The following is a 20,878-nucleotide window of genomic DNA, read 5'->3' as shown; positions in this document are numbered from 1 at the left end:
GCCCTGCACGGGGCGGGCCCGCCCCGTGCAGGGCAGGGACCCGCCGCAGCGGCTGCACGCCGGTCGGCAGCTGTCCACCGACTTCGCGCGGCGGCCGGACCCACCAAGCTTCCTCGCCTGGCGACGCTCGGCGGGGGTGGCACCGTGATGCCGCTGCGCGAAGGGGGGAACCATGGAACTGCGCCTGCCCGTCGTCGGTGGGTAAGCTGCGCGGCATCGCCCGGACCACTCGTCTGCCGACGGTTGGTGGCCGGACTCCCGGACGGCGGGTGGAATGCCCAGGCGTACGCGGGAGTTGAGCACGTCATGACTCAAGGTCCCGCACCCCGCGCCCTGTCCGACGAGGCCCTCTCCGAACTGCTGAGTGCTCAGCAGTTCGGCACCCTCGCCACCAACAAGGGCAGTGGCCATCCTCATCTCACCACCATGCTCTACAGCTGGGACGCCGGAGCGCGCATCGTACGGTTCTCCACCACCGCCGACCGGATCAAGGTCAAGCAACTCCGGCGTGACCCACGCGCGGCCGTGCATGTTCCGGGTGGCAACGTATGGTCGTTCGCCGTGGCAGAGGGCGAGGCAGACGTCTCCGAGATCACGACGACGCCGGGGGACGCGGTCGGGCGAGAGCTGCTCGCGATGGTGCCGGGGAGCGCGAAGCCGCAGGATGAAGATGCGTTCTTCGAGCAGTTGGTCGCCGAGCGCCGGGTGGTCATCCGACTGAAGGTATCTCGGCTGTACGGGACTGCACTCGACATCGAGGGCTGAGATCGGTCACGGTCACAGCCGTTCGTGGAAGGCCGCGACGAGGACGGTGGCTTCGTGGCGGCCCCGGCTCCAGCCGCGCTGTAAGTTCGCGTTCCTGTGTCCTTTCGTTGCAGGCGATGTCGCTTGCCCGGCTCGAAGGACACAGAGGTGAGGCGGACCGCTGGGGTTCGGCCCCGCGAGTGCGCAAAGCTTCAGGCCGTCCCCGGACGTACCCGGGGCGGGCTCACTGTTGCACCGGCCCCGACGCGAGGGCGTCCAACTGCTCCTTGGTCCACGAGAGCGCGCCGGCCCGCAGGTCTTCGACCACCGCGCGTACCCACTCCAGCTCCGCGGCCGTCACGGCCCGCAGGTATTCGGTCTCCAGGCGGGTGATGCGCGGCAGTCCCTGATCCGCCTCTGCGGCCATGGCCGCTTCCAGTCCGCCGACCTCCTTCGCCAGGGCCTCGGCCCGCCGCTCCAGTACGTCTGCCATCTCTTCGGGCGTGAGCAGCAGCAGGTTCGAGAGGGCGGCCGGGAACTCCGGGAACTCCTGCTTGGGTGCGGAGAGCATCTCCTCCATCCATACGCGGGCCGTCTCGCGCCCCGCGTCCGTGACCTCGTACACCGTCCGCTCGGGGTACTGCTGATCGCGTCCTGTCTCGCGCACCGCGATCAGCCCGTCGCCGTGGAGTCGCTCGATCGTGCGGTAGAGGCTCGCACGCTGCCTGACGTTGACGACCTGCTCCTTGCCCCACTCCTTGACCAGGCGCTGGATGCCGTAGGGGTGCAGCGGCTGGTAGTGCAGCAGGGCCAGGACGGTCAGGGCGAGGGGGGAGCTGCGGGGAGCAGAGGGAGTCATGGAAGCGACTTTAGCCTCAGGATGACTAGTTGACGTGAGACTAGTTGCAGTGCAACTATCAAATCGTCAGCGCAACGCCGCCCAGAGAGGAACCACCGAGATGTCCCTCACCGAGCGCATCCACTCCGACCACGGACTCGTCAAGCACCTGGGGAACTGGACCGAGGCCGGCCGCTTCGAGCTCAAGGTCCGCCACGGTGCCGCCGTCCTCGACCTCCGTTCCCCCGGCCTCCCCGACGATCTGTCCGGCTCCGCGACGAACAGCGAAATCCGCATCCACCGCGGTGGCATCGCGATCCTGTCGGCGATGCTCTCCCGTGCGTACGTCCAGGACGTGCGCCGCGCCCACAAGACCGGCGGCGTACCGACGATCGACGACCTCGCGAGGGGGCACCAGTCATGACCCGCACCGGAAAAGCCCGTACCGCGCTCGTCATCGGCGGCGGCATCGCAGGCCCGGTCGCCGCGATGGCCCTCCGTCAGGCAGGTATCGAAGCCACCGTCCACGAGGCGTACGACTCCACGGCCGACGGGGCCGGCGGCGGCATGACCATCGCTCCGAACGGCCAGAACGCCCTCGACGCGATCGGTGCGGGCGACATCGTCCGTGCCATCGGCACACCGGTCACCGCCATGGGGCTGCGGAGCTGGACGGGTAAGCACCTCGCGCAGTTCGCCCCGCCCTCCCGCCTCCCGTCCCTGCAGTTCGTCTGGCGCGCCGATCTCTACCGTGCGCTCTACGACGAGGCGGAGCGCCGCTCCGTCCCCATCCACCACGGCAAGCGGCTGACCGGCACGACGGACACCGGCTCCGGCATCACCGCGCACTTCGCGGACGGTACGCAGGTGAACGCCGATGTCCTCATCGGCGCCGACGGCATCCGCTCCACGGTCCGCCCCCTGATCGACCCGGCTGCGCCAGAGCCGAACTACGCCGGTCTCGTCTGCTTCGGAGCGCGGATGCACCCATCAGGGATGCCCTCCACCAACGGCGTCATGTACATGTGCTTCGGCAAGCGCGCGTTCTTCGGATACCAGGTCTTCGACGACTCCTCGGCGGTGTGGTTCGTGAACCTGCCCCACCGCGACCCGATGACGGTCGCCGAGGCCCAGGCGATCGGCGCGGAGGAGTGGATGCGCATCCTGCTGACCGCCTTCGCCGACGATCGCACCCCGGCCCTCGAAATGATCAGCCGTACCGACGTCGGCCAGCTCCTCATCACCGGCCCGATGGAGAACATGCCGAGGGTCGCGAACTGGACCCGCGGCCGCATGACCCTGATCGGCGACGCGGCCCACGCCGCCTCGTCGAGCTCCGGGCAGGGCGCCTCCATCGCCGCCGAAAGCGCCGTCGAACTGGCGCGCTGCCTGAGGGACCTGCCCTACGACCAGGCTTTCGCGGCGTACGAGCAACTGCGCCGCCCCCGCGTCGAACGCATCATCGAGCTCGGCGCCCGCACGAACAGCAACAAGACCGCGGGCCCGGTCGGCCGTGTTCTGCGCGACCTGGTCATGCCGGCGACCATGAAGCTGATCAACCCGGAGAAGACGGCCTGGCAGTTCGACCACCACATCGACTGGGACGCGAAGGCGGCCCCGCTCACGTGACCGGGGTTCGGGGCACGCGCTGTCTGCCCGCACGGTGCGGCAGGGCTGGTGGGAGGGGCGGCCGGCGCAGCCCGAACGCCGTGGCGGCCGTTCAGGTGCGGCTCGGTGCCGGCTCCGGCTCGGAGTGAGGCGCTGCCGCGCGGCGGGGGAGCAGCAGCGGGGTCGCCAGCAGGAGCACGCCGGCGAGGCCGATGGCCGTACGCGGGCCGAGCAGGCTGCCCAGCACGCCCCAGGCGGCGGTCAGGAGTGCGGTCGAGGCCTTGGTCGTCACCGCCCAGGCGGACAGCGTGCGGGCGACCCGGTCGGTCGCGGTGCGCTCGAGGCGGTAGGTGGCGCAGACGGGGTTGAAGACCCCGCAGCAGAAGATGAGCCCGAGCTCGACGCCCATCACCAGTAGCAGCCCTCCGGTGCCCGGCCCGAGGAAGGCCAGGCCGATGGGCCAGAGCGCGCGCAGCGCTCCGGCCACGACCAGGACCTGGCGCTGCCCGAACCGGGTGACGAGAGGCCGGGCCAGCCGCGAACCGAGCAGCCCGCCGATCGAGGGCGCGGCGAAGGCGAGGCCGTACTGCCACGGTGCGAACCCGAGTCGGCCGAGCATCAGGACGGCCAGCAGCGGCTGGGCGGCCATCACCAGGCCGTTGAACAAGGCGGTGTTGAAGAGCAGCGGACGCAGCGTCGCGTCGGCGAGGATGTAGCGCCAGCCGTCGAGCAGGTCCCCGGCCCGCATGCGCGTCGCGGCCTCCCGGCGCTCCGGCCGCGGCTCGCGCCCGCCCATCGCGCGGATGCCCAGGGCCGAGAGCAGGTAGCTGACCGCGTCGGCCACCACCGTCGCCACCGGACCGAGCAGCGCGATCGCCGCGCCGCCCAGCGGCGGTCCGATGATCGTGGTCGTCCAGGCGGTGGACTCGAATCGGGCGTTGGCGACGAGCAGGTCCTCGGCCGGCAGCAGCGTCTTCAGATACGCGCCGGAGGCGGCGCGGAAGGTGATGTCGCCCGCCGCGACGACGACCGAGACCAGCAGGAGCTGCAGAAAGGTGAGGACGCCGAGCGCGAACGCGGTGGGGATGGTCAGCAGCGCCGCGAACCGCACCAGGTCCATCGCGATCAGCACCGGTCGCTTGCGGTGGAACTCCACCCACGGGCCGAGCGGCACCGCCACGGCCGCGCCCACCGCAGCCCCCACGGAGGCGAGCGCGGCGACCTCGGCCGGTCCGGCGTGCAGCACCTGGATGGCGATCAGCGGGAACGCGCCGTAGGCGAGCCACGTGCCGAGCGCGCTGGTCCCGTACGCTCCCCAGAGCCACCCGAACCGCCGCCCCAGCCGATGTCCGAGTAGAAGTCTGAGCAGCTGTTCCAGTCGGTGCCCGCTCCTCATGCCCGACACCCCTCGCTACTCACCCGCACAACCGATTCGTGATCGGCAGCATCAAAGCGGACGCGATACCCGGAGATCAAACAACCGAAGGGCCGCCAGCCACAACCAGTGGTTGTAGTCATAGGGTATCGGCATGGACTACGACACCGTCCGGACCTTCGTCGCCGCCGCCGACGCGGGGCAGTTCCAGGAGGCCGCCGTTGAGCTGGCGGTCACCCAGCAGGCTGTCTCCAAGCGCATCGCCGCGCTGGAGCGCGACCTCGGCGTGCGGCTGTTCACCCGCACGGCGCGCGGCGCCGAGCTCACCATCGACGGGCAGGCGTTCCTGCCCCACGCGCGCGAGCTGCTGCGCGTCGCCGAGCGCGCGGCCCTGTCCGTGCGCCCCGGCCGCCGTCCGCTGCGCGTCGACGTGATCGCCTCGCGCGTCGCGCCGTCGGGCCTGATGCGCGGTTTCCACCGCGCACACCCCGACATCGAGCTCGACGTGGTGATGCTGCTCGACATCGAGACGGCCGTCGCCGCCATCCGGTCCGGTGCGATCGACGCGTCCTTCCGCGCCGTCGCCGTCCCCGGCCGGCCCCTTCCCGAGGACATCGAGTCCGTCCGGGTGCTCGACGAGCCGCTCCAGCTCCTCACCGGCCCCGCCCACAGGCTGGCGGGCGCCCGGTCGGTCACCGTCGCCCAGCTCGCCGGGCACCGGATCTGGATGCCCGGCATCGTCCCCGGTACCGAGTGGGCCGCCTACTACGAGGACCTCGGCGCCGAGTTCGGTCTCACGATCGAGGCGACCGGCCCGAACTTCGGCTCCGACGCGCTCCTCGACACCATCGCCGACACTCCGGCCCTGGCCACCTTCATGGGTGAGCAGACCCGCCTCGTCTGGCCCGCCGACCACGGCCTGCGCCGCATCCCGGTGACCGGCCCGACGCCCGTCTACCCGCACTCGCTCCTCTGGCACCGCGACAACCCCCACCCGGCCCTGGCCACCCTCCGCGCCCACCTCGCCGCCAGAGCGGCCGGCCACGACGCCGCCGGGACCTGGGCGCCGGGCTGGGTGGTTCCGCGCTGAACACCCGCCGACGCCCCATGGCTTCCCGCGCCCCCAGCGCCGTTCGAGGTCGATTACCTCCCCGTCGAACAGCCGAAAATGTATGCCGGCCGGAGTAGACATTGGGTGGCGGCGTGGTTATGGTTTCTGTCGTAGCCCAGAAGGACAGCAGGGCCCGGCAGAGACGAACTGCCGGGCAGCAGCACCAGAAGTTGTAGTTCGCAGGACCCAGCAGTGAAGTCAGTGAGCAGCAAGCAGGACCTCGGTGAAGGCGTCGCGCTGCGGACGCGCGCACCGGGAAGTTCGGCAGTGGGGTTCCAAGCCAGAGCAGACGCACGATGGGCGACGGGGCTGGCTGCCGGAGAGTGGCGCTGCCGCAGGCCACTGAGCAGTTGGGTAGGCAGTTGATCACCGAGGGAAGAACGGAGGAACCCGCGCCATCAGGATCGCCCGGGCGGAGTTTTGAGCCCCGGGTACCGCAGGACATCGATAGCGAGGTGGTCTCCGGTCAAGCAACCGCGATCCCCGCATCCCCGGCAGCACGCAGGCCGGGTCGGCGGACACAGGAGGTCGGCGCAGTACCAGGGCCGGCAGATGGTGTAGAAGTTCCTTCGGGGCCCTGGTGCCATATGGCGCCAGGGCCCCTCCACGCGTTCCATGAGAGAGGTGCAAATGACCGCAGACGACTCGTTCGACCGTCTTGATGACGACGACTACCCCGCGTACACCATGGGCCGGGCCGCCGAGATGCTCGGCACCACCCAGGGCTTCCTCCGCGCCATCGGCGAAGCCCGCCTCATCACCCCGCTCCGCTCCGCAGGCGGACACCGCCGCTACTCCCGCTACCAACTGCGCATCGCCGCCCGCGCCCGCGAACTCGTCGACCAGGGCACCCCCATCGAGGCCGCCTGCCGCATCGTCATCCTCGAAGACCAGCTCGAAGAAGCCCAGCGCATCAACGCCGAACACCGCCGCGCCGCCGCGGCGGACCCGACGGCCGCGGCCTGAGACGGCCGAGACGGCCGAGACCGGGATCTGATCGGGTTCCGTGCCGCGGCGCGTACGGGCTGCAGCACGTGTCGCACTTGTGATTTCGTCAGTTCGCGGGAAGGGAAGCCGTAACTCACGGAGGTTGACGTGGCGCGTGATCGGCTCGGACTGACTGAGGTGCTGGCAGCGGCGGAGGACGCCGCGCCGGTGCACTCGCTTGATGTCGTGGCCCGCAATCTGCGCGACCGGTTCGGTGCGCGATACGTGTCGTTCCTGTTCGTCGACGTCGTCGGTCGCCGCCTGTTGCGGGTCAACGAGACGGCGGCCACGGCACAGGAGCACCGTGCCGAACAGGTTCCCCTCGTCGGCAGCAGCGTCTACGACGAGGTCCTGCGCAGCCAGGAGCTGGTGCTGGCGGCGGAGGGAGCCCAGGGGCGGCGGGTGCTCGCCCCGGTCACGAACCGCGGCGACACCATCGGTGTACTGGAGCTGTTCCTCACCCGGGTCACGCCCGATGTGCTGGAGCAGGTCGAGGAAGCCGCGCGGGCGCTGGCGTACATCATCGTCACCGACCGCCGCTTCACCGACCTCTACCACTGGGGAAACCGCACCACGTCGGTCAGCCTGGCCGCGGAAATCCAGCGCCAGCTCCTGCCCTCGGCCGCGTCCTGCGATGCCGCCGAGTTCGCCCTCGCCGGCGCCCTGGTCCCGGCCTCCGACATCGCCGGTGACACCTACGACTACAGCCTCGACAACGACACCCTGCACCTGTCCGTCACCGACGCCATGGGCCACGACGTCGACGCCTCGCTCATGGCCACTCTCCTGGTCAACGCCTCGCGCGGCGCCCGCCGAGCCGGAACAGACCTTGCCGAACAAGCCCGCCAGACCCACCAGGCCCTCCTCGACCACGGCCACCGGACCTTCGCCACCGGCCAGCTGCTGCGCATCGCCCTGGACGGGAGCAGAGCCCAGCTCGTCAACGCCGGCCACCCCTGGCCGCTGCGGCTGCGCGACGGCACGGTCGACGAGCTGACCCTGGCGGTGGACATGCCCTTCGGCGTCGCGGTGCAGGGCCCGTACCAGGTGCAGGAACTCGATCTGCGCCCCGGTGACCGCCTCGTCCTCTACACCGACGGCATGCAAGAACGCGAAGCGGAAACAGTCGACCTGCACGGCCTCCTCCGCAAGACCGCAGCCGAGCACCCGCGCGAGGTCGTGCGCACGCTGGTCGCCGCGGTCACCTGCGCCTACAACGGCCACCCGCCGAAAGACGACGCCACGGTCCTGTGCCTGGACTGGCGCGGTCCCCGTCTGGGAAGCCGCCGTACGAACTCCTCAGCAGGCGCCTGACCGGGCTGATCGGGGCCCTGGCTCGCCTGGACGAGATTGCTCAACAGAATTCGGAGCCCCGAGTAGCCATCACACCCCTCGAACGAACCGACTCGCGGACAGGGGACGATCCGTCAGGAGGACTGGACCTCGCGCTCGCCCAGCCGCCGGGCCCGGGCCCGGTCGCGGAGCCAGGCACCCGTCCCCACCAGCACTGCCGCCCCTACCCCGTACAGGGGCAGCCACAGGGTCGTGGTGGCCGCGAGGCACTCGGCGACGGCCTTCTGGGCCTGGACGTCCTGTGTGAACGCCAGGGCCGTGCCGTCACGGCCGGCCAGGTCACCGAGTGCGGCCTCTGCCTGGAGGGCCTGGTACCTGCCCAGCAGTTCGCAGTCGCTGCGCGTGCCCGGCATCGGGAACAGCCAGGCCCGGCGCTGCAGCAGGGGGGCGAGCGCGACTGCCACGCAGAGGCCGATGACCAGTGCGTACGCGACCAGGCCGCGCATGTAGGCCGAGCGGATGCCCGGCGTCCACTGCGCCCGGCGCTGGAAGGCGAGCATCACCGCGAGGAGCGTCACCCCGATGAACGTGGCGAACCACTGCCACGAGCCCTGGGCGAGCGCGAACGTCAGCACTGCGGCGAGTCCGATGCCGATGACACCAGGAGCGGGAATGTCACTGCCCGCCGAGGCGGATGCCGGCCTCGGGATCACGCGGGGGCTGGGATCACTCACGGGCCTCTCCTGCGGGGGAGGCATCAGCATCCGCCGCGGGGCACCGCAATGCTGGACGCCATGCCGCACGGGCCGGGCCTCCCGCCCGGATGGCCCGCGCCGCCTGGCACCGAGTTGCCTCGTCGCGGCCAGGCACGTCCTCGACCCTGACCTGAGGGGTGCTCTGCCGGAGAGGTGTCCGTGGAGCATCGGCCCGGCGTCTGGCCAGGCAGAGGAGTGCCTGTGCGTGGTGCAGCGACCCGCGGCCCGGGAAGCTCCGACTGCACATCGACGTCAGCCCCACCGACCGCGACCAGGACGCCGAGCTGGAGCGGCTGCTCGCTCTCGGCGCCAGCCCTGCCGCACTTGGTCTCCTTGTCTACGGGCGGCCTGCGCGTGTTCGGGCCCGGCCTCACCGGACGCCGCCGTTTGGCCGGGAGTGACGGTGGCCACATTCATGGTGGACTCGCAGTGGGGGGCGCGGACGAGGGGGCAGCGGGTGACGTTCCATTGGTCAGATCTTCGACGGGACAAGGACATCGCGAGCCTGGGGGTGATGGCGGACGAGGCCCGGTGCCTCGTGGCGGAGGCGGAGATCGAACTGGATCCCCGGTCAGAGGTCCTCGACCGGGACTGGACCAACCGGGTCGTCGACCGCGTGTCGGCAACGCTGTCCGTCATGGTGATCGGACAGGTCTCCTCCGGGAAGTCGTCGCTGATCAATTCCCTGCTCGGACGGAAGTTGCTGATCACCGACAGCAAGCCGACCGACGGTGTGGTCGCGGTCCTCAACCCGCTCGACGACGGTGCTCCGGAGGAGTACGCCGAGCGCGTATGGCCCGACGGCACCGTCACCCGGTTCGAATCGGTCGGGCACGGCGTCGAGTTCCTGCGCCAGCAGAAGCCGCTGAGCGAGCAGCAGGTGGCCTGCCGTGAAGTGCGGCTGTACCTGCGCGAGCCGTTGCTGCGCAGGCTCCGGCTCATCAGCACGCCCGGCCTCGCCGATCGTCTGCAAGCGTTCGAAGACGTGACGCTGCGGTACCTGCGGGAGGACGAGTCGGATCTGGTCCTGTGGACCTTCTATCCGGAGAGCGCGGGGAACGCCGGGGAGGCCGGCGTCTTCGCCCGCGCGCTCGCGAACCGGAGGGAAGCGGTCCTGGGAGTCGTCACCAGGTCCATGGAAGACCGCGACGACGATCCGGATTACGACCCGCACCGCGATCCGCGCCTCACCGGACCGGGCGGCGTGGTCGACGTACTGCGCGAGAACCTCGGGGCACATCTGACGGACATCGTGCTGTACGACTCCCACGAAGCACGACGACTGGTCGCGCGTCGCCAGCGGCAACCGGCACTGGCCGCCGACAGCACGTTCCAGAGCGAGCTGGAACGCTGCGGTTACGCAGCCCTGCGCCAGGCCCTGGACGACCTCGTCGGCCCCTTCGGCGAGCGGATCGAACGCTCCCGCGTGCGGCTGCTGCTCCTGCGGTGTGCCGGTCACGCCAAGGTTCTGGCCGACGTACTGGAGACCGCGAAGGGCGCGTTCGGACGCCGCGCCGAGTTCAGCCGCGCGTACCTGCAGGAGTGGGCCCGGCTCGAACGCGAGGTGATCGCGCCCGCCCGGACGCGGATGCAGGACGAGATCCGGACGGTGGCGGCGGAGCGGGCTCGAGGAAGGTGCTGCCGTCCGGGTTGGTGCCCCGCTCGACCAGATCCGTACCCTCCCACCGGAAGGTGCCGGTGTCTTCGCCGGGCTCGCCCGTGAGGTGGTGGAAGTGCACCCGGGAGCCGTCGAAAGACGTCGTACCGGCGAAGCCCCGGCTGTCGGCGTAGTACGGGCCGGCCTGCAGCCACACCGCTTCACGTTCCTCGAGAAGGGGCCCGCCGTTGCGGCTGATGCCGCGCCGCAGCCAGGCGCCGTGCTCGGGCACCGGGACGCCGGGGCCGTCCGGGAAGCGGCCCGCCGGCTCCGGCTCCGGCTCAGGCGCGGTCATCGGCGGCGGGGTCGTCCACGGCCAGGAGCGTCAGCGGTACGTTGCCGCGTACGGCCTGCGAGTACGGACAGACCTCGTCCGCCCGGTGCAGCAGGGGCTGGAGGTCCGCAGCCCGCCACCCCGGCAGGCTGACGGTGAGGGCCACCGCGAGGCCGTAGCCCGCGGGCGTGTCCGTGGTGCCGAGCTGCACTTCGCAGGCGACGCGCGCGGCGGAGGCGTCCGCCCCGAACTCGGCGGCGACCTCCGCGAGCGCTGAGGTGAAGCAGGCGGCGAAACCGGCCGCGAACAGCTGCTCGGGGTTGGTGGTTCCGGGCACCTTCTTGCGCGGCGGGGCGAGGCGGACGTCCAGGCGCCCGTCGTCCGTGCGGACGGATCCGGTACGGCCCCCGGCGGCATGCGCGGTCGTCCGGTACAGGCTGCGGGTGAGTGGCACGGTCATGGCGTTCGGCCCATCTTGCTCGACGAGGACGCTGCCCCGGTGCGGACAGCGGACGGCGCTGCTCGTGCAGCACCGCGCGCGTCGTCGTGCGTAACCGGGTACGGCGCATCTCGTCCGGGGCCTGAAACCTGGCCGCCGGACAAACTAGCAACGCGGGCGACCGGCCGGGGCCGGGCCCGCGGTGACGTTCCTCACCCGCTGCCGACCTCGTCGCGATCCGGACGCGCGGGCCGGCGCCGGCTGCGGTACGCCCCCGGAGGCATGCCCTCCCACCGGGTGAAGGCACGGACCAGGGCCGTCGCGCCGCTCAGGCCGACGAGGGGGGCGATCCGGTCCAGCGGCAGGGCCGTGGTCTCCAGCAGCCGCCCGGCCCGGCTGTGGCGGGCGGTGTCGAGGAGCGCGCGCCACGACGTGCCCTCGGCGTTCAGGGCTCTGCGCAGGGTCCGGACGCTGAGGTTGAGCTCCTTGGCGGGGCCCTCGGGGCCGGCGTCCTCGAGCGCGGCGTGCTCCAACCACTGCCGTACGCGCTGGGCGACGGTCGTGGCCGCGGAAAGCTGGTGCAGGAGCCGCTCGGCGTAGGCCCGGTGCAGGGCGTTGAGCGCCGGGTCGTAGAGCGGGCGGCGCCTGTCGAGGTCCTCGTTGGCGACCGTGATCGCGTTCTGCGGGGCGTCGAAGGTGACGGGGCAGCCGAGGACGCGGGCGTAGGGCTCTGCCGAGCCCGTACGAGGGTGGGCGAACGACACGGCCAGGGGTGCCCAGTCGTCGCCGGCGACCCAGCGGGCCGCCCGCACCATGCTGCTGACGACCGCCTCCACTTGCTGGGGGTGCATGGCCGCCGGGGCGACGGTCGGCCGGTAGCAGACCCGGCTGACGCTGCTGCGGCGGTCCAGGGTCACCGTGCCCGCCTGGCTCACCAGTGGGTGGTAGCGCTCGGCTGCCTGTGCGGCGTCCGCGAGGCTGGCGCAGGTGAGGACGAGGTGGCCCAGGATGTGCAGGGCGTCGGGCCGGATGCGGTCGCCCACGAGGAGCCCGGTGTGCGGGCCGGCATCCCGGGCACCGAGCACCGCGTCCCACAGGGTGCGCATCTCGCCGAACTCCAGTCGGTCCGTGGGCAAGGCCCAGGAACCGGACCCGCTGGTGTTCCCGGCCGTGGCGCTCAGGACGGCGAGGGCGTAGCACGCGGTGACGGAGGGCGGCTCGATGGTGGACACGGCCGCCAGTCAATGCGGGCACGCCACCCCCGTCAACACCGTCGGCTGTCGGCTGTTGGCCTTCGGCGGGCCGGCTGCCGGGGGCGGGCGGGTTCGGAGAGTCAACGGATTGGCCGCCGGAGTGAATGACGGCGCCGCGGGCCGCCCCTAAGGTCGGCCTTCGGACACCGAGGGGATCAGAGGCCCATAGGGGCCCATAGGGGCTCACGGAGCGCCGGGGAAGAGTGCTGCCTGCCCTGATCACCACCGCTCAGAGGAGTACGCCGTGATTCTCTTCCTGCTCCCCGCAGGCGACTACGACCCCACCGAGGCGGCGCTGCCCTGGGCCGCATTGCGGGCCGCCGGCTTCGAGGTGCGGTTCGCGACCCCCGGCGGGAAGGTCGCGCTCGCCGACCCCCGGCTCACGGACCTCGGCTTCTCCTGGCTGTCGCCCTGGCTGATGACCCGCCGCGACGAGCTCGCCACCTACCGGCGCCTCACCGAGGACCCCTGGTTCCTCGCCCCCTCCTCGTACGCGGATGTCGACCCGGCGGACATCACGGGCCTCTTCGTGCCGGGCGGCCACGCCGCGGGCATGCGGACGCTGCTCGAGGACGCCACCGCCCAGGGGCTGTTCGCCCGGGCCTTCACCCAGGGGCTGCCGGTGGGGGCCGTCTGCCACGGCGTGCTGCTCGCCGCCCGGGCGAAGGATCCCGCCACCGGGCGATCGGTGCTCCACGGCCGGCGGACGACGGCGTTGACGACCCTGCTGGAGTTGACCGGATGGAACCTCACCCGGTTCTGGCTGGGGCGCTACTACCGCACGTACCGCACCACCGTGCAGCAGGAGGTCACCGCGGCGCTCGCCGATCCGAGCCACTTCCTCGCCGGCCCGCCGCTGCCCGTCCGCGACACGGCAGCCCGGCCCGGACGCGGCTTCGCCGTGAAGGACGGCAACTACGTCTCCGCGCGGTGGCCCGGCGACTGCCACCGCCTGGCGGCGGAGTACCTGGACCTGGTCCGCGCCCATGAGGGGGGAGCGGTGCCCCGGTCGGGTTGATCGGCTACGTTGCTCTCGGGTTGCCCCCAACCCCCGGTAGGGGCTGCGTACTTGCGTCAGTCCTGGGAAGGAAGATTCGCCATGCCCGCCAAGACGCTGCGGATACCCACCACCGACGGCCAGGCCGATGCCTTCGTCGCCTTACCCGACCGTGGCGAGCGGCACCCGGGGGTGCTGCTGTACATGGACGCCATCGGCGTGCGGCCCGTGCTGGAGCAGATGGCCCGCGAACTGGCCGAGCACGGTTACTACGTGCTCGTCCCCAACCTCTACTACCGGCACGGCCCGGCGCCGGTGATCGAACTTCCCGCGTACCTGACAAAAGAGATCCGGCCCGCGGTCTTCGCCCAACTGATGCCCCTGATCGAGGCGCACACCACCGAACGTGCCCTGCGCGACGCCGACGCCTACCTCAGGTTCCTCACCGCCCAGCCCGAGGTCAGCACCGGACCGGTCGCCGTGATCGGCTACTGCATGGGCGCCGTCTTGGCGATGCGCACCGCAGCAGCCCACCCCGACCAGGTGGCCGCCGTCGCCGGATTCCACCCCGGCCCCCTGGTCACCGACGCGCCCGACAGCCCGCACCGCCTGGTCCCCAAGCTGAGCGCGCAAGTCCACCTCGGCCTGGCCGAAAACGACCTGTCGCCCGAAGCCTTCAGCGAACTCAACCAGGCCTTGGACACCGCAGGCGTCGGCTACACCTCCGAGATCTACCCCGGCACCGTCCACGGTTTCACCATGTCCGACACCGACGCCTTCAACGCCTCCGCGCTGCAGCGCCACTGGGACCGCATGCTGCCCCTCCTCGACCGCACCCTGGGCGACTGCTGAGGCTGCGCACACCGTACGGGGGCCGGTCAGCACACGCCGTACTCGGGGAGGATCCAGCCGCGGTAGCGCTCCCGCCGCTCCTCGGCCACCGCCCCCGTCTCCCCGTAGGTGAGTCGGCGCAGCAACTGGGCCGCGCCTTCGGTGCCCGCATCGACCTCCGTACGCAGTTCGCCGACGAGGCGGTGCGAGAAGAGGAGGCGGGCCAGCTGCTCGGGGGCCCACCACGTGGAGGGGGCCCCGCCGGAGGCGATCAGGTTTCTCAGCAGGTCGAGGGCCTCGTGCAGCCGCCCGTGGTCGGCGAGCAGCTCCGTCAGGTGCATTGCGGCCGGCGCGTTCTCGTCGTCAGCCATCGGCTTGACGATCTCCAGGGCTCGCTCCAGCTGTCCCTGCCGGGCGAGGAGCCGCGTCCAGCGGGCGACCGCGGGCCACATGCCGGTCGCCGCCAGGGCCGGCAGTTCGTCCAGCGGGCAGTGCTCCGCCCACTGTTCGTGGAGGTTGGTGTCCCGGGCGGCGGCCGTGCGCAGGTGGTCGACGGCCTCCTCCTCGCGGCCGTGTGCGAGGAGGATCTCGGCCAGCATCTGGCAGGCCTTGCCGTAGCCGGCCTCGACGAAGGGGCGCAGCACGGCGAGGGCCTCCTCGACCCGGCCCTCTTCCACCAACAGTTCGACCACCCGGTCGGCGGCCCCCCGCTCGGTGTGGACGTACGGCATGTAGAGCGCGATCGCCTCCTGGCGCCGGCCGCGCCGGGCCAGCAGCTCGGCCAGTCGTCCGGTCGAGTTCACCTGGCCGGCCGCCGCCCGGGCCCGTAGCGCTTCCTCGTCACCGAGCTCCGCCAGGAGATCGGCCAGGTGACCGTCGGCGTAACGGCTTCCGTCGGCCGCCCACCGCTGCGCTACTTCGACGGCCTCGTCCGGGCGTCCCACGCGTACCAGCAGCTTGATCAGTTCCGACTTCTGGCCCTGTGCCCCGAGTACGTCGATCGCCTCCTGCGCCCGGCCCCGGTCGGCGAGGAGCCCGGCCCACCGGGCCGTGGCACGGGCCTTGCCGAGGTGCCAGTCGGCCTGCACCGCCGGCCGCAACACCTCGATGGCCTCCTCGATCCGGTCCTCCCGCAGGAGCGCCTCGGCCAAGGCCTCGGTGGCGCCGTGGTCGTCGTGGCCGGCCAGCCGCCTGTGGAAGGCGGTGGCCTGCGCGTACCGCATCCGCAGGCCGGCGGCGCGGGCGAGGCGTTCGAGGTCGTCCGGGGCGTGGCAGTGCTCGCTCAGGGCCCGCCACACCGCGTCGTCGGGGCAGACCGTACGGCGGGTCTCACGCGCCCGCTGGAGGAGGTAGTCGGCGGCGACGTACCCGGTGGTGACCTCCATGTCCCCGTCGGCGCAGGGCAGCAGGGCCGGGGCGACGCCGCGCAGGGGAGCCGTGGCGTAGTCGATGGCGCTGCGCAGCCAGTCGCGCGGGGCGACGCCCCGCCGGTCCTTCAGGTACCCGCGCACGGCGGCCTGCAGGAACTCCTCCGAGACCGGACCGTGCACGCCCAGGCGGCGGGCGTCGACCGCGGCGGTGATGACGTGTTCGGCGTAGGGGTCCGGCGCGCACTCCCACCGGCGTACGAGGTCGGGAGCCGCCGCGAGGACTTGCGTGAATCCCGTGTCCGGACTGTCGAGCGCGGCACGCACCCACCGGTCCTCGTGCGCCCGCTCCCGGGCCCGGGCGTTCTCGGAGGGGGTGAACGCTCCGGCGACGTCGAAGACGACGGCCCGTTCGAGCAGCCTGCGGTCCTCGTCCCCCCGGCTGTCCCCCTCGCGGCGCGGAGCGAGGACGCGGGCCTGGTACTCGGTCGTCCACATGGTTCCCACGATCACCGCGCCGCGGTGGAGCAGGGTCCGTACGGTGCCCTCCGTCAGGGCGTCCGCGGTACCGAGGTGGACCTGCAGCTCGTCCAGCCACAGCACCGTCCGGGGGGTCGGCGCCGCCGCCAGCTCACGGATCGCGTCGGTGCTCGCGGGGTGGACCAGCCACCACTCGGGCAGCACCTCCAACACGGCCTCATAGAGCGTGCGCGTCTTCCCCACGCACGACTGGCCGTTGAGGAGCAGGAAGCCGCCGTCCTTCGCGGCGTTCGCCAGGGCCTCGCGCAGGCCGTCGTCCATATCTCGCGGAACGTAGCCGGCGGGCTCGTCGGGAGCCCCCTCGAACACGATCGGGGCGCGTACCCCGAGCCGGCGGGGCAGGGCTTCGCGGACCCGGACGGCGCCCGGGGGAGCGGACCGACGGCCGGGGGAGCGGACCGACGGCCGGGGAGCGCCCGGTCGCGGGCGGCCATCCACGGGCGGATGCCGGCAGGGAGGAGGACCCCGCACACCGCCAGATAGCTCAGGAGGCGCTCCGGAGGCGGAACCGTCTCGCCCGTGGCGTAGGCGTGCGCCGAGCCCTTCGACAGCGTCCCGTACTGCCTCCCTTTCGGAAGCCGGCCGGCCTCCTGCGCCATCTGGGCGTAGGACAAACCCGCGCGCAGACGCAGTTCCTCCAGGCGCTCGGCCAGCAGCCGTGGGGTGGTCACCCCGGACGGATCGATCCCGTGGACATCCGGTGAACGGGTCATCCACACGTCTCCCTCGTGTGCCGTCTTCGCCGGTCAGGCACGTACGGGCGGGGCCGTTTCGTTCAGCCGCGTCCATTTCCGTTGCCGGACGGCCTTCCTGGCCCCTAGGTATCAGGGGGTACACCGAGCGTATTTCGCCGCTCGCCCAGCGTCAGGAGATTGCGCATGCACTGGTCGGATCTGGCCCAGGCCGCCGGGGGTCTGCTCGCCCTCGTCTCGGCGCTCGTCGAACTGACGACCGTGATCACGGCGCGCAGGAATGCGGGGGAAGCCACGGACACGCCGCCGCCGGAGCGCGGGGCCCGGGAGGAGGCGCAGGAGCGCGACGCATGAGCGTGCAGCGCGCAGCCTCCCGTTCCGCCGGCCCGGTCACCCGCCGATCTCGGCCGCCCGGGCCCCGTCCCTCCCCCCGGCGGAGGCTGGGGCCCCTGCCACCGCGGCCACCAAGGAAGTCGCGACCTGGTCCCCGGTCAGGTCGCCCACGACCGGACCGGAGCCTGGCGCAGGTTGGCGGCGATGGCTGCCGGCTGTCCGCTCTCTGCGAAGCCGGGCGCGACCGCGGTACGCAGGACATCGCCCGCGAGCGGCCCGCAAGCGCGCATGAAATCGGTGTTTTGAAGCATGCGGGGCCGTATGGAATGCGTGGTGTACGAGGAGTGGTCGGGCCGGTCGGAGACGGTGGCGTGCCGCCTTGACGACGAGGCCTGCCGGCAGGTGCTGAAGCGGTTGCGCGGGCTGAGCGACGGCGAATTCGGCTGGGTGCGACTGGTCGACCCGGCCGAGGAGGAGCTGGTGCAGTTGGCCGCGGAGCTTGGCCTGCACCCGCTGGCAGTCGAGGACGCCGTTCAGGCACGTCAGCGGCCGAAGCGAGAGCGCTTCGGCGACGTACTGGCCGTCGCGTTGAAGACCCTCTGGTACATCGAGGAGGAAGCGGCAGTGGAGACAGGCGAGTTGATGCTCTTCGTCGGGCCCCGCTACGTACTCACCGTCCGTCACGGTGAGGTGGATCCGGCAGCCGAGGCGGCCCGCCGGCTGGAAGCCGACCCGTCCATGCTGCGCTTGGGCCCCCTTTCGGTTCTCCACGCGGTTCTGGACGTCGTCGTCGACGCCTACAGCGAGGCCGCCGAGACGGTGCGCGCCGCGCTCAACCGGCTGGAGGACCGAGTCTTCTCCTCCTCCCGCGTCGACCACACCGAGGACATCTACTCCCTGAAACGAGAGGTCCGGGAGTTCCGGGACGCCGTACAACCGCTGGTCCCGGTCCTGCCCGGCCTTCTGAGCGGACTGAGCGAGGAGGACCGCCCCGCAAAGGTCCTGCCCTACTTCCGGGACGTGGCCGATCACCTGCACCGCACCGACACCGAGGTGCGGACACTCGACGAACTGCTCAACTCGGTCCTCGATGCCCAGCAAGCCCGGGTGGGCACCTGGCAGAACGACGACATGCGGCGCATCTCCGCCTGGGCTGCCGTCTTCGCGATCCCCACCATGGTCGCCGGCGTCTACGGAATGAACTTCGAGCACATGCCGGAGCTCGGCTGGAGCTACGGCTACCCGTTCGCCGTCGGCCTCATGGCGATGGCGTCGGGCTTCCTCTACCGCTCCTTCCGCCGCAACGGCTGGCTCTAGAAGACAGGAGGGACTTGTTTCCGCGCGCCGGACGGGCATGAGCGGCGCTGAGGTGGAAAGCCGCCTGGTATGAGACCCCCATCGAGTTCACCGAACCCACCGAACCCACCGAACCCAGGCCAGGGCAACGACCGTGAGCGCGCCGACACCGAGCGCGACGCCGTCGCGGGCCCGAGCGAGCTGGTCGAGGAGCGGGCCCCGGATCACCCCACCGACCTGCCCGCACGTTCCTGGAGGGCGGTACTGCGCGGGACGGTCAAGGAGTTCCAGAACGACGAGCTGGCCGACCGTGCCGCGGCCCTGACCTACTACGCGGTACTTGCGCTCTTCCCCGCCCTCCTGGTCCTGGTGTCCCTGCTGGGGCTGGCTGGCGAGTCGACGACCGATCGGCTGTTGGACAACCTGAAGCAGCTGACTCCCGGCTCCGCCCAGGACGTGATCAGGGACGCGGTCGAGCAGCTGCAGGGCCACAGCGGCGTCGGGTCGCTGATGGCGATCGTCGGTCTCGTCGTGGCGCTGTGGTCCGCCTCCGGCTACGTGGCCGCGTTCATCCGCTCCGCGAACGCCGTCTACGACATGCCCGAAGGCCGCCCGGTGTGGAAAGTGCTGCCGCTGCGCCTGGCGCTCACCGTCACGCTGATGCTCCTCGCGTGCGCCAGCGCGCTGATCGTCGTCTTCACCGGAGGACTGGCGCGGCAGGCGGGCACCGCCCTCGGGGTCGGCGACAGCGCCCTGACGGTGTGGTCGGTCGCGAAATGGCCGGTCCTGGTGCTCCTCGTCACGGTCATGATCGCGCTCCTGTACTGGGCCGCGCCGAACGCCAAGGGCCGTGGATTCAGGTGGGTGACACCGGGCAGCTTCCTGGCCCTCGCCATCTGGATGATCGCCTCGGCCGGCTTCGCGTTCTACGTGGCGAACTTCGCTTCCTACAACAAGACGTACGGCACGGTCGCCGGCGTGATCGTCTTCCTGGTCTGGCTGTGGATCACCAACCTCGCGATCCTCCTCGGACTGGAGTTCGATGCGGAGCTGGCCCGCCAGCGGGCGATCGCGGGAGGGCTGCCCGAGGACGAGGAGCCCTATGTCCGGCCCCGCGAAACCCGCGCGTGGAGCGACCAGGACCGCCGCCGCATGGAGCAGTGATCGCGTACGGACCGCTCGGCCGGCAAGACGGACGGCTCGAGCGTCCCGGCGGCCGTTCTGCTCGTGGCCCGGGTGCTCGGTCGATTACTGGGTAGGCGCGCCGTGACACACGGCGTGCGCACCCCCGAAGGGAGATTCCGCATGAGCACGATAGAGCGGCAGACCCACGGCTCCGATGAATCCGTGAGCGTGCTGGTCTCGCGCGCTTCCCAGCAGATTTCGGAGCTGGTCCGCGAGGAGATGCAGCTGGCCCGCGCAGAAATGACCCAGAAGGGCAAACGCTTCGGGAAGGGCGGTGGCCTTTTCGGCGCGGCGGGCCTGCTCGGAATCCTGGCGGCTCAAGCCTTGATCGCAACCTGCATCGCAGCTCTCGCGTTGATCATCCCGGTGTGGGCATCGGCCCTGATCGTCACGGCGGTGCTGGCGGTGGTTGCCGCGGTGACTGCCATGGCCGGGAAGAAGCAGATCGCCGAGGCCGGCGCCCCCGTCCCGGAGCAGACCATCGACAGCGTCAAGGCCGACCTGGCCGAAATCAAGGAGAAAGTGCACCGATGACCAACGAACCCCGAACCGATGTCGGCACTCCCACCCCCGACGAGCTGCGCGAGCAGGTCGAGCGCACCCGCGACGAACTCGGGCAGACCGTCGAGGCGCTGGCGGGCAAGGCCGACGTCAGGGCACAGGCGAAGGAGAAGGCGGCCGCAGTCAGAGAACGGGCCGCCGAGAAGACCGCTCAGGTCGCCGACCAGATCCGCGGGAGGACCCAGCATGCCGCGCAGCTGGTGAAGGACACGACACCCGAGCCGGTTCTCGACAAGGCCGGCCAGGTCGCGCGCATGGCACGGGCCAACCGCAAGCCGCTGCTCGTCGTCGGCGCTGCTCTGGTCGTCTTCCTGCTGGTGCGGCGCGGCCGCGGACGCCGATGAGGGCGTCCAAGGTCGCCTACAAACCGGTCGGTCTGGCCCTCGGCGCCGTCAGCGGCATGATCGCGGGGGCCGCGTTCAAGCAGGTCTGGAAGATCGTCGAAGGTGAGGGCGACGCCCCTGACGCCATGGACGAAGGCCGCCCTTGGGGGCAGATCCTGATCGCCGCAGCCGTCCAGGGCGCGATCTTCGCCGTGGTCAAGGCATCGGTCGAGCGCTCGGGCGCCCTGGCCACCCGCCGTATGACGGGCACCTGGCCGGGCTGACCCGCCGCGATGGCAGGGCCCCGCCTGTGGGGCCGTCCGTGTATGTACGAGTCCGTCCGTGAGCCGTCCGTGAGTCCGCCCGGCGCGATCCGGGAGCGATGAGACGCGCCGCCGCTGCGGTCATCGCTCCCGGAT

General features: G+C 71.4%; 22 protein-coding genes, 2 pseudogenes and 1 riboswitch. Of the genes and pseudogenes, 16 read left to right on the top strand and 8 right to left on the bottom strand.

From position 1 onward, the window contains the following. Window positions 1-306: 306 nt before the first annotated feature. Window positions 307-765, top strand: coding sequence for a TIGR03618 family F420-dependent PPOX class oxidoreductase (locus ACFWB8_RS33085; protein ID WP_385235636.1), 459 nt, complete (start codon window positions 307-309; stop codon window positions 763-765). Between the two features lie 223 nt (window positions 766-988). Here the strand turns inward: ACFWB8_RS33085 and ACFWB8_RS33080 are convergent, their stop codons facing one another. Next, entirely contained in the window at window positions 989-1,603 is a 615-nt protein-coding gene (locus ACFWB8_RS33080; RefSeq protein ID WP_385235633.1) for a PadR family transcriptional regulator, read from the bottom strand. Between the two features lie 100 nt (window positions 1,604-1,703). Between ACFWB8_RS33080 and ACFWB8_RS33075 the strand changes: the two genes are divergently transcribed. Next, complete coding sequence (locus ACFWB8_RS33075; protein ID WP_385235630.1) at window positions 1,704-2,006, top strand: hypothetical protein; 303 nt, start codon at window positions 1,704-1,706, stop codon at window positions 2,004-2,006. Beyond that, on the top strand, window positions 2,003-3,211 hold the full coding sequence (locus tag ACFWB8_RS33070) for an FAD-dependent oxidoreductase (protein ID WP_385235627.1): 1,209 nt from the start codon (window positions 2,003-2,005) through the stop codon (window positions 3,209-3,211). The genes ACFWB8_RS33075 and ACFWB8_RS33070 overlap by 4 nt, the downstream gene beginning before the upstream one ends. A 91-nt stretch (window positions 3,212-3,302) precedes the next feature. On the opposite strand, the gene ACFWB8_RS33065 is transcribed toward ACFWB8_RS33070, so the two are convergent. After that, window positions 3,303-4,586 carry an MFS transporter gene (locus ACFWB8_RS33065; protein WP_385235624.1) on the bottom strand — a complete coding sequence of 428 codons (1,284 nt, stop codon included), beginning with the start codon at window positions 4,584-4,586 and terminating at the stop codon, window positions 3,303-3,305. 133 nt (window positions 4,587-4,719) lie between these two features. Between ACFWB8_RS33065 and ACFWB8_RS33060 the strand changes: the two genes are divergently transcribed. The 3 genes from ACFWB8_RS33060 to ACFWB8_RS33050 all read left to right on the top strand — a co-directional run bounded on the left by ACFWB8_RS33060 (window position 4,720) and on the right by ACFWB8_RS33050 (window position 7,977). After that, window positions 4,720-5,655 carry a LysR family transcriptional regulator gene (locus tag ACFWB8_RS33060; protein WP_385235621.1) on the top strand — a complete coding sequence of 312 codons (936 nt, stop codon included), beginning with the start codon at window positions 4,720-4,722 and terminating at the stop codon, window positions 5,653-5,655. 651 nt (window positions 5,656-6,306) lie between these two features. Then, on the top strand, window positions 6,307-6,642 hold the full coding sequence (locus tag ACFWB8_RS33055) for a MerR family transcriptional regulator (protein WP_385235618.1): 336 nt from the start codon (window positions 6,307-6,309) through the stop codon (window positions 6,640-6,642). Between the two features lie 129 nt (window positions 6,643-6,771). Next, complete coding sequence (locus ACFWB8_RS33050) at window positions 6,772-7,977, top strand: PP2C family protein-serine/threonine phosphatase (RefSeq protein ID WP_385235615.1); 1,206 nt, start codon at window positions 6,772-6,774, stop codon at window positions 7,975-7,977. 113 nt (window positions 7,978-8,090) lie between these two features. Here the strand turns inward: ACFWB8_RS33050 and ACFWB8_RS33045 are convergent, their stop codons facing one another. Then, window positions 8,091-8,690: a hypothetical protein gene (locus tag ACFWB8_RS33045; protein WP_385235612.1), complete on the bottom strand. Its 600-nt coding sequence runs from the start codon at window positions 8,688-8,690 to the stop codon at window positions 8,091-8,093. A 158-nt stretch (window positions 8,691-8,848) separates the two neighbouring features. Between ACFWB8_RS33045 and ACFWB8_RS33040 the strand changes: the two are divergent. Further along, window positions 8,849-9,040, top strand: a pseudogene (locus ACFWB8_RS33040) (VOC family protein); the annotation flags it as partial. A 128-nt stretch (window positions 9,041-9,168) separates the two neighbouring features. Then, a complete protein-coding gene (locus ACFWB8_RS33035; protein WP_385235609.1) occupies window positions 9,169-10,434 on the top strand; it encodes a dynamin family protein in 1,266 nt (421 codons plus the stop codon). 215 nt (window positions 10,435-10,649) lie between these two features. On the opposite strand, the gene ACFWB8_RS33030 is transcribed toward ACFWB8_RS33035, so the two are convergent. Together ACFWB8_RS33030 and ACFWB8_RS33025 are read right to left on the bottom strand one after the other, a co-directional pair. Beyond that, a complete protein-coding gene (locus ACFWB8_RS33030) occupies window positions 10,650-11,102 on the bottom strand; it encodes an Ohr family peroxiredoxin (protein ID WP_385235606.1) in 453 nt (150 codons plus the stop codon). A gap of 75 nt (window positions 11,103-11,177) precedes the next feature. Further along, a riboswitch (guanidine-III (ykkC-III) riboswitch) is annotated at window positions 11,178-11,240 on the bottom strand. Window positions 11,241-11,293: 53 nt separating this feature from the next. Then, the gene (locus tag ACFWB8_RS33025) at window positions 11,294-12,313 is read right to left on the bottom strand and encodes an AraC family transcriptional regulator ligand-binding domain-containing protein (protein WP_385235603.1); all 1,020 of its coding nucleotides are present in this window, start codon (window positions 12,311-12,313) and stop codon (window positions 11,294-11,296) included. 265 nt (window positions 12,314-12,578) lie between these two features. On the opposite strand from ACFWB8_RS33025, the gene ACFWB8_RS33020 reads away from it, so the two are divergent. Both ACFWB8_RS33020 and ACFWB8_RS33015 read left to right on the top strand, forming a co-directional pair. Continuing rightward, window positions 12,579-13,352: a type 1 glutamine amidotransferase domain-containing protein gene (locus ACFWB8_RS33020; RefSeq protein ID WP_385235600.1), complete on the top strand. Its 774-nt coding sequence runs from the start codon at window positions 12,579-12,581 to the stop codon at window positions 13,350-13,352. Window positions 13,353-13,433: 81 nt separating this feature from the next. Then, on the top strand, window positions 13,434-14,183 hold the full coding sequence (locus ACFWB8_RS33015; protein WP_385235597.1) for a dienelactone hydrolase family protein: 750 nt from the start codon (window positions 13,434-13,436) through the stop codon (window positions 14,181-14,183). Window positions 14,184-14,209: 26 nt separating this feature from the next. On the opposite strand, the gene ACFWB8_RS33010 is transcribed toward ACFWB8_RS33015, so the two are convergent. Further along, complete coding sequence (locus ACFWB8_RS33010; protein ID WP_385235639.1) at window positions 14,210-16,378, bottom strand: hypothetical protein; 2,169 nt, start codon at window positions 16,376-16,378, stop codon at window positions 14,210-14,212. A 164-nt stretch (window positions 16,379-16,542) separates the two neighbouring features. Then, window positions 16,543-16,782 (bottom strand): annotated as a pseudogene (locus ACFWB8_RS33005) (helix-turn-helix domain-containing protein); the annotation flags it as partial. Between the two features lie 165 nt (window positions 16,783-16,947). Between ACFWB8_RS33005 and ACFWB8_RS33000 the strand changes: the two are divergent. Next, window positions 16,948-17,115, top strand: coding sequence for a hypothetical protein (locus tag ACFWB8_RS33000; RefSeq protein ID WP_385235594.1), 168 nt, complete (start codon window positions 16,948-16,950; stop codon window positions 17,113-17,115). Between the two features lie 137 nt (window positions 17,116-17,252). On the opposite strand, the gene ACFWB8_RS32995 is transcribed toward ACFWB8_RS33000, so the two are convergent. Then, a complete protein-coding gene (locus ACFWB8_RS32995; protein WP_385235591.1) occupies window positions 17,253-17,405 on the bottom strand; it encodes a hypothetical protein in 153 nt (50 codons plus the stop codon). Window positions 17,406-17,415: 10 nt separating this feature from the next. On the opposite strand from ACFWB8_RS32995, the gene ACFWB8_RS32990 reads away from it, so the two are divergent. The 5 genes from ACFWB8_RS32990 to ACFWB8_RS32970 all read left to right on the top strand — a co-directional run bounded on the left by ACFWB8_RS32990 (window position 17,416) and on the right by ACFWB8_RS32970 (window position 20,743). Further along, window positions 17,416-18,411 (top strand): magnesium and cobalt transport protein CorA, encoded by a 996-nt coding sequence (locus ACFWB8_RS32990; protein WP_385235588.1) that lies wholly within the window; start codon window positions 17,416-17,418, stop codon window positions 18,409-18,411. Between the two features lie 69 nt (window positions 18,412-18,480). Continuing rightward, on the top strand, window positions 18,481-19,554 hold the full coding sequence (locus tag ACFWB8_RS32985; protein ID WP_385235585.1) for a YihY/virulence factor BrkB family protein: 1,074 nt from the start codon (window positions 18,481-18,483) through the stop codon (window positions 19,552-19,554). A 141-nt stretch (window positions 19,555-19,695) separates the two neighbouring features. Then, the gene (locus ACFWB8_RS32980) at window positions 19,696-20,109 is read left to right on the top strand and encodes a phage holin family protein (RefSeq protein ID WP_385235582.1); all 414 of its coding nucleotides are present in this window, start codon (window positions 19,696-19,698) and stop codon (window positions 20,107-20,109) included. After that, entirely contained in the window at window positions 20,106-20,480 is a 375-nt protein-coding gene (locus ACFWB8_RS32975; RefSeq protein ID WP_385235579.1) for a DUF3618 domain-containing protein, read from the top strand. The genes ACFWB8_RS32980 and ACFWB8_RS32975 overlap by 4 nt, the downstream gene beginning before the upstream one ends. Further along, on the top strand, window positions 20,477-20,743 hold the full coding sequence (locus tag ACFWB8_RS32970; protein ID WP_385235576.1) for a DUF4235 domain-containing protein: 267 nt from the start codon (window positions 20,477-20,479) through the stop codon (window positions 20,741-20,743). Before ACFWB8_RS32975 ends, ACFWB8_RS32970 begins: the two co-directional genes overlap by 4 nt. Window positions 20,744-20,878 lie beyond the last annotated feature (135 nt).

It is taken from the genome of Streptomyces sp. NPDC060031 (genome assembly GCF_042736805.1).
Lineage (GTDB): Bacteria > Actinomycetota > Actinomycetes > Streptomycetales > Streptomycetaceae > Streptomyces.
This window is presented reverse-complemented; position numbering and strand designations above follow the sequence as displayed.

Coding starts and splice junctions, on each gene's coding strand:
- ACFWB8_RS32995 (WP_385235591.1), bottom strand. CDS start 17,405: ATGCTTCAAAACACCGATTTCATGCGCGCTTGCGGGCCGCTCGCGGGC.
- ACFWB8_RS33015 (WP_385235597.1), top strand. CDS start 13,434: ATGCCCGCCAAGACGCTGCGGATACCCACCACCGACGGCCAGGCCGAT.
- ACFWB8_RS33055 (WP_385235618.1), top strand. CDS start 6,307: ATGACCGCAGACGACTCGTTCGACCGTCTTGATGACGACGACTACCCC.
- ACFWB8_RS32980 (WP_385235582.1), top strand. CDS start 19,696: ATGAGCACGATAGAGCGGCAGACCCACGGCTCCGATGAATCCGTGAGC.
- ACFWB8_RS32985 (WP_385235585.1), top strand. CDS start 18,481: ATGAGACCCCCATCGAGTTCACCGAACCCACCGAACCCACCGAACCCA.
- ACFWB8_RS32970 (WP_385235576.1), top strand. CDS start 20,477: ATGAGGGCGTCCAAGGTCGCCTACAAACCGGTCGGTCTGGCCCTCGGC.
- ACFWB8_RS33070 (WP_385235627.1), top strand. CDS start 2,003: ATGACCCGCACCGGAAAAGCCCGTACCGCGCTCGTCATCGGCGGCGGC.
- ACFWB8_RS33030 (WP_385235606.1), bottom strand. CDS start 11,102: ATGACCGTGCCACTCACCCGCAGCCTGTACCGGACGACCGCGCATGCC.
- ACFWB8_RS33065 (WP_385235624.1), bottom strand. CDS start 4,586: ATGAGGAGCGGGCACCGACTGGAACAGCTGCTCAGACTTCTACTCGGA.
- ACFWB8_RS33080 (WP_385235633.1), bottom strand. CDS start 1,603: ATGACTCCCTCTGCTCCCCGCAGCTCCCCCCTCGCCCTGACCGTCCTG.
- ACFWB8_RS33000 (WP_385235594.1), top strand. CDS start 16,948: ATGCACTGGTCGGATCTGGCCCAGGCCGCCGGGGGTCTGCTCGCCCTC.
- ACFWB8_RS32975 (WP_385235579.1), top strand. CDS start 20,106: ATGACCAACGAACCCCGAACCGATGTCGGCACTCCCACCCCCGACGAG.
- ACFWB8_RS32990 (WP_385235588.1), top strand. CDS start 17,416: ATGGAATGCGTGGTGTACGAGGAGTGGTCGGGCCGGTCGGAGACGGTG.
- ACFWB8_RS33085 (WP_385235636.1), top strand. CDS start 307: ATGACTCAAGGTCCCGCACCCCGCGCCCTGTCCGACGAGGCCCTCTCC.
- ACFWB8_RS33075 (WP_385235630.1), top strand. CDS start 1,704: ATGTCCCTCACCGAGCGCATCCACTCCGACCACGGACTCGTCAAGCAC.
- ACFWB8_RS33060 (WP_385235621.1), top strand. CDS start 4,720: ATGGACTACGACACCGTCCGGACCTTCGTCGCCGCCGCCGACGCGGGG.